This is a genomic window from Salinivibrio sp. ML290 (assembly GCF_001995695.1).
GTDB lineage: Bacteria > Pseudomonadota > Gammaproteobacteria > Enterobacterales > Vibrionaceae > Salinivibrio > Salinivibrio siamensis.
Map to the genome: position 1 here is coordinate 115,987 of NZ_MUEY01000005.1, position 12,613 is coordinate 128,599.

Annotated in this window: 12 protein-coding genes; 4 read left to right on the plus strand and 8 right to left on the minus strand. The window is 50.6% G+C overall.

Features of this window, described 5'->3' with window-relative positions:
- Positions 1-64: 64 nt before the first annotated feature.
- Genes lgt through rppH form a run of 4 tightly spaced genes read right to left on the minus strand, consistent with a single transcriptional unit; the run spans position 65 to position 4,469 of the window.
- Positions 65-862, minus strand: coding sequence for a prolipoprotein diacylglyceryl transferase (lgt, locus tag BZG23_RS06575; protein WP_046075093.1), 798 nt, complete (start codon positions 860-862; stop codon positions 65-67).
- A gap of 12 nt (positions 863-874) precedes the next feature.
- Entirely contained in the window at positions 875-1,681 is an 807-nt protein-coding gene (locus BZG23_RS06580; protein ID WP_443216278.1) for a sulfite exporter TauE/SafE family protein, read from the minus strand.
- The gene (gene ptsP, locus BZG23_RS06585) at positions 1,681-3,939 is read right to left on the minus strand and encodes a phosphoenolpyruvate--protein phosphotransferase (protein ID WP_077606484.1); all 2,259 of its coding nucleotides are present in this window, start codon (positions 3,937-3,939) and stop codon (positions 1,681-1,683) included. Before ptsP ends, BZG23_RS06580 begins: the two co-directional genes overlap by 1 nt.
- 17 nt (positions 3,940-3,956) lie before the next feature.
- A complete protein-coding gene (gene rppH / locus BZG23_RS06590; RefSeq protein ID WP_046075090.1) occupies positions 3,957-4,469 on the minus strand; it encodes an RNA pyrophosphohydrolase in 513 nt (170 codons plus the stop codon).
- Between the two features lie 623 nt (positions 4,470-5,092).
- Between rppH and mutH the strand changes: the two genes are divergently transcribed.
- A complete protein-coding gene (gene mutH, locus BZG23_RS06595) occupies positions 5,093-5,764 on the plus strand; it encodes a DNA mismatch repair endonuclease MutH (protein ID WP_198531454.1) in 672 nt (223 codons plus the stop codon).
- Between the two features lie 44 nt (positions 5,765-5,808).
- Here the strand turns inward: mutH and BZG23_RS06600 are convergent, their stop codons facing one another.
- Positions 5,809-6,111 carry a DUF6482 family protein gene (locus tag BZG23_RS06600; RefSeq protein ID WP_046075088.1) on the minus strand — a complete coding sequence of 101 codons (303 nt, stop codon included), beginning with the start codon at positions 6,109-6,111 and terminating at the stop codon, positions 5,809-5,811.
- A 199-nt stretch (positions 6,112-6,310) separates the two neighbouring features.
- Between BZG23_RS06600 and BZG23_RS06605 the strand changes: the two genes are divergently transcribed.
- On the plus strand, positions 6,311-7,345 hold the full coding sequence (locus BZG23_RS06605; protein ID WP_046075087.1) for an NADP(H)-dependent aldo-keto reductase: 1,035 nt from the start codon (positions 6,311-6,313) through the stop codon (positions 7,343-7,345).
- Between the two features lie 90 nt (positions 7,346-7,435).
- Here BZG23_RS06605 and BZG23_RS06610 read toward each other — a convergent pair whose 3' ends face one another.
- The 3 genes from BZG23_RS06610 to BZG23_RS06620 form a co-directional block, all read right to left on the minus strand.
- The gene (locus BZG23_RS06610; RefSeq protein WP_077578297.1) at positions 7,436-7,666 is read right to left on the minus strand and encodes a hypothetical protein; all 231 of its coding nucleotides are present in this window, start codon (positions 7,664-7,666) and stop codon (positions 7,436-7,438) included.
- A gap of 578 nt (positions 7,667-8,244) precedes the next feature.
- On the minus strand, positions 8,245-9,801 hold the full coding sequence (locus BZG23_RS06615; RefSeq protein ID WP_046075085.1) for an alpha-glucoside-specific PTS transporter subunit IIBC: 1,557 nt from the start codon (positions 9,799-9,801) through the stop codon (positions 8,245-8,247).
- 48 nt (positions 9,802-9,849) lie between these two features.
- Positions 9,850-11,181 (minus strand): 6-phospho-alpha-glucosidase, encoded by a 1,332-nt coding sequence (locus BZG23_RS06620; protein ID WP_241837189.1) that lies wholly within the window; start codon positions 11,179-11,181, stop codon positions 9,850-9,852.
- A gap of 168 nt (positions 11,182-11,349) precedes the next feature.
- Here BZG23_RS06620 and BZG23_RS06625 point away from each other — a divergent pair, with 168 nt between their 5' ends.
- Both BZG23_RS06625 and BZG23_RS06630 read left to right on the plus strand, forming a co-directional pair.
- Positions 11,350-12,069, plus strand: a complete 720-nt coding sequence (locus tag BZG23_RS06625) for a GntR family transcriptional regulator (protein WP_046075084.1) — start codon at positions 11,350-11,352, stop codon at positions 12,067-12,069.
- Between the two features lie 83 nt (positions 12,070-12,152).
- Positions 12,153-12,584 carry a PACE efflux transporter gene (locus BZG23_RS06630; RefSeq protein ID WP_077606485.1) on the plus strand — a complete coding sequence of 144 codons (432 nt, stop codon included), beginning with the start codon at positions 12,153-12,155 and terminating at the stop codon, positions 12,582-12,584.
- The last annotated feature ends 29 nt before the right edge of the window (positions 12,585-12,613 follow it).

Genomic DNA, 12,613 nt, shown 5'->3' on the forward strand with positions numbered 1-12,613 from the left:
AACAAAAGGCACCGCATAGGGTGCCTTGGTGTGATAAACAGTATATCTGATTACGCGCCATTAATCATGGTGCAGGCGTGCGCTTGTAAGCCCATCCGATCATCACTGCCCCCGCAATAATCATGGGTAATGACAACAGTTGTCCCATACTGAAAATGCCGGCAAACAAGCCTAGGTGCGCATCTGGCTCACGGAAATACTCCACAATAAAGCGGAACGTCCCGTAGCCAGCCAAGAAAAGCCCTGATACTGCGCCCATCGGTCGCGGCTTTTTGATGTAGAGGTTGAGGATCACAAACAGGGCGACACCTTCTAGCGCAAACTCATAGAGCTGTGAGGGGTGCCGCGGCCAAGGGCCACCACTTGGGAATACCATCGCCCACGGGACATCGGTCACCCGTCCCCAAAGTTCACCATTGATAAAATTCCCTAGACGACCAGCGCCCAGTCCAAACGGTACCAGCGGCGCGATAAAGTCAGCAACGGTAAAAAAGTGACGCTGAGTTTTACGCGCGTACCACGCCATGGCGGTGATCACACCCAGCAAGCCCCCGTGGAAGGACATGCCACCGGTCCACACTTTGAATAAAAACAGCGGATCGGCAATAAAGGCATCAAATTGATAAAATAGGACATAGCCAATACGTCCCCCGAGCACGACGCCCAAAAAGCCAGCAAAAAGGAGATCGCTGACTTCTTCTTTGCTCCAACCGCTATTCGGTTTGGCCGCACGATGATTCGCAAGCCACAAGGCGAACACAAAGCCAAGTAAATACATTAAACCGTACCAACGCACGGCTACCGGACCAAGTTCAAATAAGATGGGGTCGATTGACGGAAAGGTAATGTAGCCTTCGGCCATGAATGGGATCCTTTATTTCAACAACATGCTGGCGCCGACAATAACAAGAAAGACGGCAAAAATACGTTTTATTTGCGCAGTGGGTAGTCTCACCGCCAGTCGAGCACCGACCCGTGTCATCAATACCGACGTTGACACGACGCCGAGCAACGCAGGCAAATACAAATATCCGACACTGAGCGCGGGCAAGGGTTCCGTTTGACGCCAGCCCAACCACATAAAACTCATCATGCCACCCAGCGCCAACACCGCGCCCCCCGCCGAGGCACTGCCAATGGCTTGGTGCATACTCACTCCGCGCCAATGCAGGTATGGGACGGTAAACGAGCCGCCCCCGATCCCCGCCAAGCTAGAAAGTGTTCCGATCAGCGTGCCCGCAAAGGACAGTCGCAGCCAATGCGGTAAAGGACGCGCGCGATAGGGATGCCGATTGAGCAACATTTGTAGCGCCATAGCGAGCACTATCACGCCAAACAGGCGGGGCAACCAATCGTGTGGCAGCCGATCCGCAAGCCCTGCCCCCAAGATGCCGCCCAGCATCATGCCAGGGACGAGCGCTTTAACCGCCTCAAGGTGAACATTCCCCAGACGAAAATGGCGCCAAGCAGAGGCACTCGACGTCAGTACAATGGTCGCGAGCGAGGTAGCGAGCGCAATGGGCATCACCACAGTGGGCGCAATACCGAACACGGGGAGGAGAAAGGTCAGCGCAGGCACGACGACCAACCCGCCACCAATTCCCAGAAGGCCAGACAACGTCCCCACGCAGGCACCCAGCAGCATACACACTACAAAAAGTAGGGCCGTTAAGCTGGTTATCATCGCAGCTGTCCGACTTTGACCAACGCCTCTAACCCTTGCGCGGCCAGAAAGGCTTCAGTGGCAGCGCGGATCTCGTCTGGCTGATCCAGAGTTAGCATCTGCTTGGCCTGCGTGACTAAATGCGCGTGCGGTAAACGGCTTAGCAAATACTTAATCTTGGCGACGTTGCGGGTATTCATACTGAGCTGGTGATACCCCAACCCCACCAGCAAAGACGCCCCCACCGGATCGCCGGCTAGCTCTCCACACACACTAACCGGAAGCTGATGACGGGTCCCCACAGCGGCAATCGACGCTAATGCGTGTAATACCGAGGGGTGCAGCGCATCAAAAATATCAGCCACGCGCGCATTGTTGCGATCGACCGCTAATAGATATTGAGTGAGATCATTGGTGCCGACCGAAAGAAAATCGACATCGCGCGCAATGTTATCGAGCTGATAAAGAATAGAGGGAACTTCAACCATGATCCCCAATAAAGGGATATTGATACTTTGTCCAGCTTGGTGTGCCTCTTGGCTGACCTCTTGATAAGCACGGCTAATCAACGCCTTGGCTTCCAATAACTCGTTACGCCCAGAGATCATCGGCAGCAATAGCTTAAGGTTGTTAAAACCAATACTGGCACGCAACATGGCGCGAACTTGAATCAAGAAGATATCCGGGTGGTCGAGGGTAAAACGGATCCCGCGCCAGCCTAAAAACGGGTTGTCCTCTTCAACACTTAAATACGGTAATGGTTTATCGCCGCCAATATCTAAGGTGCGCATCACCACAGGTTTATCAGGGTAACTGGCAAGAATCGCACGGTATTGTTTGACCTGCTCGTCTTCAGACGGAAAACGGCGCTGCATCAGAAACGGCACTTCCGTACGAAAGAGCCCAACACCGTCAACGCCTTGATTGATTGCAATCTGGCTATCGGCGCTTAAGCCGGCGTTTAAGTGAACTTCAATACGCGTGCCATCCTGAGTATGTCCTGGTGCCGCAAGTGCCGTCTCAAACGTAGACTGTAGGCTCGCTTCCTCTTGCACGAGGTGCTGGTATTCATTGATCAATGCCTCAGCGGGCTCGATCATCAACACCCCTTTGTGGCCATCGAGGATCACGGTTTTTTGATGAAGCTTAGCGGGCGAAAAGCTGACGCCCATCACCGCCGGGATCCCCAACGCACGCGCCAAGATCGCGGCGTGTGAGTTCGCCGCCCCTTCTTCCGCCACCACACCAGTGAGCAACGCGCGAGGAATGGACGCTAACATGCCCGCCGTTAGCTCTCGCGCCAACAGCACAATGGGCGTCGAAACCGGTGGTGGACTCCCCGCAGGCGCAATTAAAAAGTAAAGCAGCCGCTGTCCTAACTCTTTCACATCGCCCGCTCGGGCTTTTAGGTAAGGATCATCCATCGCGGCAAAACGGGCAGAAAAGGCTTCAACCGTTTGTCTCACCGCCCAAGTGGCGGCATCCCCTTGTTGGACCCGTACTGTCATGTCTTCACGCAGCATAGGATCGTTAAGCAGATGAACAAACAAATCAAAAATCGCCAGCGCGTCTTTTTGCAGCTCTTTATCAAAGCGTTTACGCAGACGGCGAAACTCGGTACTGGCATCGTCAATCGCCGCGTCCAGTCTGTCGAGTTCACCTTGTGTATCTAGGTGGCAAGCAGGCGCCACCTCTTCAAGCCGCGGTTGAGAGTCATCACACCATGCTTGTGCGATCCCAATGCCCGGCGACGCAGGCATTCCCTCTAGCAACACGGGAGACGGCGCTCCCTGCCAGCCACCTTGGGCATCGGCATGCGCAAACACCACGGCCAACTGCGCGGCTAAGGTCACGAGAAAGGACTCTTCGCTCTCATCAAACTGGCGGGGTTGATGTTGTTGCACCACCAGCACACCCAACACCTTTTTGCGATAAATGATGGGCGTGCCAAGAAAGGATTGAAAGGCATCTTCGCCGGTGGAGGGGAAGGGTTTGAACGCGGGATGCTTGCGCGCGTACGCCAAATTTAAAGGCTCAGCACGCTGACCCACCACACCGACCAAGCCCTCGCCAAATGCCATCGACACTTGTGCACAAGGGTCGAGGCCTTGTGTTGCCATAAGCTCAAACTGTTGGTGTTCGGCATTGGCAAGATAAACGGAGCAGCACTCGGTACGCATCGCCACGCAAGTTTGTTGCACCAAGGTGTGTAACGCCTGCTCAAGATCTGAAGACGCCGCCACACTTTGCACAATATTCCTTAACTGCGTGAGCACCCAATCTCTCCTTACATTTATCCTCGCTTGTGTCGACGCCGAGGTTTGCGTTCTTTAAACGGCATCGCAAGTGGCGCGAATTCTTTCATCGCACGCCGATACACTTCCCGCTTAAATGCCACCACTTGCCGCACTGGATACCAATAGCTCACCCAGCGCCAGCCATCAAACTCTGGTGTCCCCCCGCGCGAGACATTAACGCGTGACTCGTCACATTCAAGTTTGAGCAAAAACCACTTTTGCTTTTGCCCGATACACACGGGCTTGGAATCCCAGCGCACAAGGCGTTTGGGTAACTTGTAGCGTAGCCAATGTCGACTAGTCCCCAAGATGCGTACATCTTTTTTAGTCAGCCCCACTTCTTCATACAATTCCCGGTACATCGCTTGTTCAGGGCTTTCCCCCTCATCGATGCCACCTTGTGGAAACTGCCATGAATGCTGACCATATCGACGAGCCCAGAGAACTTGACCGTGGCCGTTACAAATTACTATCCCCACGTTGGGACGATAGCCATCGCCATCAATCACTGGACGACCTCAATGATAAATCTCTACTGAACCTGATTTTTTCACAAAAAGCGGTGAAGGGTAAACAAACATTGTGGATTGAGCGTTGTTTTTGCGCACTCGTCGTCATCTGAGGATAACTCAGCCCCTAACAGGAAGTTATAAACATAGCAATGAGAGTTTGCGCACATTTATTCACGCTTTCTGTGGATAGATTTGTGAAGAAGCCTAGAAAAAGTTCACTTCTCGAACGATTAAGGATCGCGTCATAGAATTAAAAGCGAACCAAAAAACAATAAATGTATTAATAATCAGTTAATTAAAACCACCCCACAACAAAAGGATCTTTTTTAAGATCGAGCGATCGTCAAATACACACAGATCGCTTAAAGATCCACCAATCAGAAAATTATCCACACCAATAGCGCAAAAAAACGGCAAGTTCGCGATTTTTCACATTTTAACCCTCCTTTACGTACTGTATATTTGATCATGATAGTCAGGAATCCTATCAATCATCCTTCATCTGTGGATAACTACAAGCGTACGGATAGGATCATCAAGGGTAGGATCGACTTGCAGCCAATACAGCAGTTCTTGATAATGCACGCTCTCAACGTAACGAGCAGGATCCCAGCACAGTGATACAGCCCCCCGCATCCGAGCAGGTATTGATGGAGCGTGCGCTCGCCCTCGCCGGTCTGACCCTTGGCGAAGTCAGCGAGACACTGTCGATCCCTTGTCCAGCCTCACTCACGCGAGAGAAAGGTTGGATTGGCATGCTACTCGAGGCCTGTTTGGGCGCCAACGCCGGCAGCAAACCCGAACAAGACTTTGCGCATTTAGGCATTGAGCTAAAAACAATTCCGGTCAACGGCGATGGTAAGCCGCTGGAAACCACCTTTGTGTGCGTTGCGCCGCTCACTGGGATCGCGGGGGTGCGCTGGGAAAATAGCCATGTGCGGCAAAAACTGTCACGCGTCTTGTGGATCCCCGTTGAAGGCGAACGCGATATACCGGTATCACAGCGCCGCATTGGCACGCCATTATTATGGTCCCCTAGCCAAGAGGAGGAAGCGCGACTGCGCGCCGATTGGGAGGAGTTAATGGATTGGGTAGCACTCGGTCGCGTGACGGAAATCACAGCCCGCCAAGGTGAGTCTCTCCAACTACGACCCAAAGCAGCCAACGGCAAGGCCTTGACCGACGCTTTCGGCCCCGATGGTGAGCCGATCCGTACCTTGCCGCGCGGCTTTTATTTACGCACGCAATTCACCCATCAAATCTTGCGTCGTTACTTTGTGGATCCGAAGTAAGTGTCAATCCGCATGCATGACATCCCGCGCGTTTAGGTAAAACATCAAAAACGAATTGGCATATCTTCTCGACAGCTTGGCTCGCCCCCGGTGGCAAACTCATCGTAAGGGTCCATCAAGCGTAATACGCCCTCTTCAATTCCTAGGGCTTTAAGTTTCTCCCCGACTTGCCCGACATGATCAAACTGCATCACTTCACCGGTTTGGTCTGAGCGTAAAGGCTCTAATTCATGCTTCACTTCTACTTCGACCGAGTATTTTGCGCCGCCTGCGTGTGCCATCACATAACATTGTGGACATGAGCGAGGATCCGCGCGCATCCAGGCTTTAAGCTGTGAATAGTTCATCTGACTTTCCTCTAGATTACACTTTTTCGTGTCCATCATGCCTAGCAATAACACCGCGCTCAGACCGATACCATCGGACAGTCCATTTAGTAATGGTCAATATTTAACCAGCTGTCAAGCCGCAGCTAAACCGCTTTCGATCATTTTTAAAATTCTCTACTATGGACTGCCATAGGTCGATTGCAGACAAGGAGAAAGGATGCAATACCACCGTTTGCCCCATTCCTCGCTAGAGGTGAGTAAAGTGTGCTTAGGCACCATGACATTTGGTGAGCAAAATAGTGAAGCTGACGCCCATGCGCAGCTCGATCTTGCCTTTGAGCGGGGCGTGAATTTCATTGATACCGCTGAAATGTATCCCGTTCCCCCCAGCCAATCCACACAAGGTTTAACCGAACAGTACATCGGCAGCTGGTTAGAAAAGTCCGGGAAGCGCGATCGCGTTATCCTCGCCACCAAGGTAGCCGGACCACGCAATGTACCCTATATCCGTGACAATATGTCGCTTAACCGACGCCATATTCATCAAGCCGTTGAGGATAGCCTGACACGACTAAAAACCGACTATATCGATTTGTATCAAGTGCACTGGCCACAGCGGCATAATAATTGTTTTGGTAAGCTCAATTATCCGTATCAAGATGAACACTCTGGGGTCACCATCCTCGACACGCTGGATGCGCTGCATGAGCTTGTCCAAGCAGGAAAAATTCGTTATATCGGTGTCTCAAACGAAACGCCTTGGGGCGTGATGCGCTATTTGCATCTGGCAGAGAAGCACGGCCTAACGCGTATCGTCTCTATTCAGAATCCTTATAATTTGCTTAACCGCACCTTTGAAGTCGGCCTGTCGGAAATCAGTCATCATGAAGGGGTCGAGTTGCTTGCGTACTCGCCGCTCGCGTTTGGCGCGTTGAGCGGAAAATATTTGCAAGGCGCACGCCCGAAAGGGGCCCGTTGTACACTGCACCAACGCTTCGCGCGCTACTTTACCGAGTCAGGGCAAAAGGCCACGCAAGAATACGTCGATCTTGCCCAACGCCATGGCCTCGATCCTGCACAAATGGCACTCGCGTTTGTGAATAGTCGTCCTTTTGTCGCGTCTAACATCATCGGTGCCACGACGCTAAAACAGCTCGAGAGTAATCTCGATAGCTTGGATCTGACGCTGAGTGACGATGTGCTTGCCGGTATTGATGAGATTGCTAACCGCTATCCCAACCCCTGCCCTTAGATCGCAAACGGCAGCCAAGTTGGCTGCCGCGCAGTGTTTTATTCGAGGATGGGGCGGCGTATCAACCGATACGCCGCTTCCTGGGGCCCATTATAACCACCGCCATCGTCGTCGCCATGTCACAAGATAACGTTTGGCCGCAAATTGTGTGCTAACGGGCAAAGCATCTTGTTTGTCAGGCGCAATACCAATATCACGTTGTAGGTGACGATTTARCGCCACATCTGTGTAGCGGTAACGGTGTGTGCTCGCGCGACGCTGACGAATCATATCCAAACGCACCAGCGCTTGGGCTAAGGGTAATAAAGATAGTTGAGTCATGATGGCTCTCCTTTTCGGTTACAGGAGGCCACAGGCATAAAGCGAAGTGGRACTGCAAACTGGCCGCGTTATACCTGCGACCAGTTACAGTTGGACGCAGAGTCAGATGCGTGAGCGGGTATCCTGAGCCAAGTGGTTGGCACAGTGACGCGCAGAGGCAACGATGACATCGAGTTTTTTCATCGGAAAATAAGTCATGGCATTAACCTCCTTGAGCATGTGAATCTGCGTGAATGGAGCTAATAGTATTCAATAACTTATAATTAATATCAATAAGTTATATAAATATTGTTCAAATAAAGCGCAACACTCTGTCTAGCAATAAAGACATGGGGGATTGTGCTAACCAGTCCGCTAATCATCGATAAAACTCAATCAGTTGTGCTATCGACGTGATATTAGATGCCTTTATGACCGGTACTGATGCGCTATTATCGAGGCGTCACAAGAGGAAGGGGAATGGCGCGAGCGACCCTACGTTTAGCCGCCCGCTAATCATGCTATGTGTCTAATCATGCTATGTGTGTTGATGATTGCTTATCAATGACGCCTCGAGTGCTGAACAATCAGCAAAGTCTTTAAGCCCGTGTCAGTTGCGTCATTTCTTCGCGGACTTGTGGTACGGTTAAGCCGACAATAATTTGAAAACTATCACCATTACGTACCACGTTTACTGCACCATGTTCTTGAAAATATTGCGTTTCCGCTACTTTTTCAGGCTCATGTACCTTGATACGTAACCGCGTGGCACAATTGGTGAGCAGGGCTATGTTGTCTTTACCACCTAACCCTTCAATAAACGCGCTCGCTTGTCCGCCGTCAATCACACCGCTCGATGAATCACTCTGTTGCGCGCCCTTATAGTCGGCTTTGGTATAAAGCTTCGCCTCTGCGCTGCCTCGACCAGGGGTGGGAATATCAAACTTCAAAATCAACGCGCGGAATACCACAAAGTAGATGGCGGTAAAACTCAGACCGATAAGTACTTGTGCAATATATGTGGTGCCATGCAAGCTGCCTAGTGGTAGCCAATTTTGAAAAATAAAGTCGATAAGTCCGGTTTGAAAGTTGCCTGAGACACCAAACCAATAGGCAATGGTTGCCATGGTAGCCGCCAGTACCGCGTGGAGTGCAAACAATGCCGGCGCGATGAACAGGAAGGTAAACTCAATCGGCTCAGTGATCCCCGTAAGAATGGCCGTCAATGCCGCACCGAGTACTAAACCGAGCACCATTTTCTTGTTTTCTGGTTTCGCGGTTGCGTAAAGGGCCATGGCAATCCCCGTACAGCCAAAGACTTTCCCCATCCCAGTCAACATCAAGCCACCTTGTGGAAACTGCTCAGTTAAAGGCGCAGGGTTGCTAGCAAAGTTTTGGATATTTTGAATCCAATGCGCCACCGTGCCGCCATCCACCGCGACGGGTCCATAGAATACGGGACCGTAGACAAAGTGATGCAAACCCGTTGGGATCATAATTCGCTCAAGGAAAGTGAACATCCATACCCCGAACGATCCCGCACCGACTAAAAAGGTTTGTAAATTATTAATGCCGTGCTGAATACTCGGCCAAGTAAAACAGGTGATGATCGCCATGAGTACCATGATGGGGAAACTCACAATAACCACCAAAGGTGTGCCACCAAATACCGCCGCCCAGTTTGGCAGTTTTTTGTCGAAGAAACGGTTGTGAACCCAAACGGAGAGGCTAGCAATTACGATGGCGCCCAATAGGTTAGTATCCAAAGTAAGTATACCGCCCACATCAGTAAGCCCACGCTCACCCTCCACATAGTTCACCCCAAGCTCAGGTCCCCAAAACTGTAAAATGCCACCAATCACATAATTAAAGGTGATGTATGACACCAGTGTGGCAAGCACTGCGCGCCCGGATGCAGATTTTGCTAGTGCTATCGGTAACCCGACCGCAAACACTAACGCCATATTTTTAAACACCGCCAACGAGGCTTGGAGTAGGATCGTTGACACTTTTACCCATGCACTTCCTTCCACTGCCCAAGGAAAGAGATCTTGGTTAAGCAGCATCACCGATAAGCCTAATAACATACCGGCCGCAGGAAAGAGGAGCACAGGGACAAACATTGCTGCGCCAAAGCGCTGGATCATATCTTTCATGATGATCGCTCCCATATGTTGGCCCCAGATAGTGTCTGGGGCATAGTATTATTGTTGAAATTGAGGTAGATAGTCCGCATTAACGCGTAAAAGCTCCTCGACGATTTGTTGCGCTTTTGGCACATCCACGACGGTGCGATTAAGCGTGAGCGCGTTGACCAGTGTTTGTCGATCCCCGCTAAACCACGCATCCACGACCAGCTTTTCGTAGCCGAGTTGGCCTTCTATCAGTGCTTTTTGGAACGTAGGGATGGTGCCAACGGCAAAACGTTTCGGGCCGTCATTGGTTAACGCTGCCGGAACTTCAACCATGGCATCATTCTGAATATTTGGAATCGCGCCGTCGTTTGGCACGATAACCAGATACGTCTCGCCACGGTTATATGCCAAAGAGGCCGCCACACGAACCATATAGCGCCCATGAATGTCTGCGTGTAGGTGCTCATTAGCGGTAGTGCCCGCGGCAATGATGCGCTCATTCAGGCTAAACACCCGCTTTTCTCGCCCATTGATCACTTGGCGCGCACGCGTATTAGCAATATCTTCTTTTTCCACCATTTTTTCTGGATATAAGTAGTATTGCAGGTAAGTATTGGGTAAATACTGCGGATTGTCTTTTAGCATGGTTTGCATATTCTTGAACGTTGCTTGCCATGAAGGGTCATCAGCAATTTCTGGATCAACGGCACTGATCCCCTCTTCCAAAATGATGCGTTTAATCTCATCGGTCAGGTCGACACCTTCTCGGTTTCGTACCTTGGTAAACCATCCAAAGTGATTCAGCCCAAAGTATTCCGGCACCAAGTCCCAGATTTCGCAGCCGAGTAATTGCGCATAACTCACCATAATGGCAGCGGGCATGTCGCAGATGTTTAGAATGCGGTTGTCATGAGGAAACTCTCGCTGTAAGGCTTCAGCGACAATGGCTGCGGGATTGGTATAGTTTAAAATCCAAGCATCCGGAGCAAAGTGACGGATGTCATTCACGAGAGTGATCATGTCTCCTATCGAGCGTAGTCCATACGCCATGCCCCCCGCGCCACAGGTTTCTTGACCGACACAGCCATAAGAGAGTGGAATCTGCTCATCACGCTCACGCATCGGTAACCCACCCGTGCGGATCTGAATAAAGAAGAAATCGGCATCTGAAAATGCGGTTTCTTTATCAGTGGTATAAACGAACTCCTCGACCTCGGGATAAGCTTCGCGCAGTAAGATTTCTGTTGCTTTGGCGTTTGAAGCTTGTCTTTGTTCATCAATGTCATAGAAGGTGATTTTGCTTAGCGGAAATGCTTCTTTTTCAGCAATCAAGCTATTGATCATCCCCAATGTATAGGTGCTTCCACCCCCGACGATAGTGAGCTTTTGTGGTTTCATCATCGTGCCTCCTCTTAATATGTATCTTTAATGTATTACATAAATAATACTTTAAGAATACACAAAAGGGCGTTTATTGATCGAAGGCACAATGAAAATCTATTTATGTACTTCAAATGTATTATCGATCACAGTTTGTTATGATGGGGAATGCAGCTAAAAGGAGCCGACATGTTGAAACCTCGCTACATGCAAATAGCCGATTTACTCACTGAGCAGATTAAAGATGGCACCCTGACACCAGGCGCGATGATGCCGACTGAGGCCACGCTACAGGCTACCTATGACGTCAGCCGCGTCACGATACGTAAGGCGATGAAGGTGTTGGTTGATAATGATCTCCTCTACCGTGTCCGAGGTAGCGGCAGTTATGTAAAAGCACCTAAAGCACAGCACAACGCCTTTCAACTGATGGGCTTTATCGAAGAAGTCTCAGCGCAAGGCAAAACACCCAGCTCAAAAGTGATCGCATTTGAAACGTCACCTTGCAGCCACACCATTGCCAGCAAGTTAAACGTGGAGGAAGGGACGTTGATTTATGAAATACAACGTCTTCGTTTGATTGATGGCGAGCCAGAAATCCTTGAGTGCACGTACCTGCCAGTGGCCATGTTTACCGATCTCAGTATCGAAGTGATGCAAACATCAAAGTACGACTATATCGAGCGACATAAGGGGATGCAGATCGCGAAAAGTCGCCAATGTGTCTGGCCAGATAGCACGTCAACCTCACTCGCCGCCCTCCTCAACACCCGTGAAAATTCACCCATATTGCGGGTCGAATCAGTCAGCGAGCTTGTCGACGGGACACCGTTTGAATATACAGTGAACTACTTTCGCTTATACCAGTACAGCTTTGAATTCATCGCTCACCGCCAAACACCACCATGATCCATTTCCTCGAGACGTCTCGGTTGCGTTGTTGAGTATGAGGTGTAGTCTGACCGGGTTACCTTACTTCGACGGAATATCTGATGAGAACAAAAGCAGATAGATGGCGCCATGCTATCGGTTTTGAATTAACGGGCTTGATCTTAGTGGTGTTAGGGCTCAATTGGATCCTTGGCGCAGGCATCGGTCATCTTGGGATCATGGGGGCGATTTTTTCTGTGCTTGCCACCCTTTGGAATTATGTCTACAACATTGGCTTTGATAAAGCGATGCTGGCTTGGCGGGGCTCAGTGATCAAAACCTTACCGCTGCGTCTGCTGCATGCGGTGATCTTTGAAGCCGGTCTGCTGGTCGCAACCATCCCCTTTATCATGTGGTGGCTGTCGATGAGCTTTTGGCAAGCACTCAGTATGGATATTGGGCTCGTGGTATTTTATCTGGTATATGCGTTTGTTTATAACTGGCTGTACGACTATCTGTTTCCGATCCCAAATACGCAATCCCAGCAGGGCTGAGTCTGCCAGCCCTGAGCGTCACTCGTACA

Excerpts from the sequence above, each read along its gene's own strand:
- BZG23_RS06630 (WP_077606485.1), top strand. The coding sequence starts at position 12,153 with ATGAGAACAAAAGCAGATAGATGGCGCCATGCTATCGGTTTTGAATTA.
- BZG23_RS06620 (WP_241837189.1), bottom strand. The coding sequence starts at position 11,181 with ATGATGAAACCACAAAAGCTCACTATCGTCGGGGGTGGAAGCACCTAT.
- BZG23_RS06600 (WP_046075088.1), bottom strand. The coding sequence starts at position 6,111 with ATGAACTATTCACAGCTTAAAGCCTGGATGCGCGCGGATCCTCGCTCA.
- BZG23_RS06615 (WP_046075085.1), bottom strand. The coding sequence starts at position 9,801 with ATGAAAGATATGATCCAGCGCTTTGGCGCAGCAATGTTTGTCCCTGTG.
- BZG23_RS06605 (WP_046075087.1), top strand. The coding sequence starts at position 6,311 with ATGCAATACCACCGTTTGCCCCATTCCTCGCTAGAGGTGAGTAAAGTG.
- lgt (WP_046075093.1), bottom strand. The coding sequence starts at position 862 with ATGGCCGAAGGCTACATTACCTTTCCGTCAATCGACCCCATCTTATTT.
- BZG23_RS06625 (WP_046075084.1), top strand. The coding sequence starts at position 11,350 with ATGTTGAAACCTCGCTACATGCAAATAGCCGATTTACTCACTGAGCAG.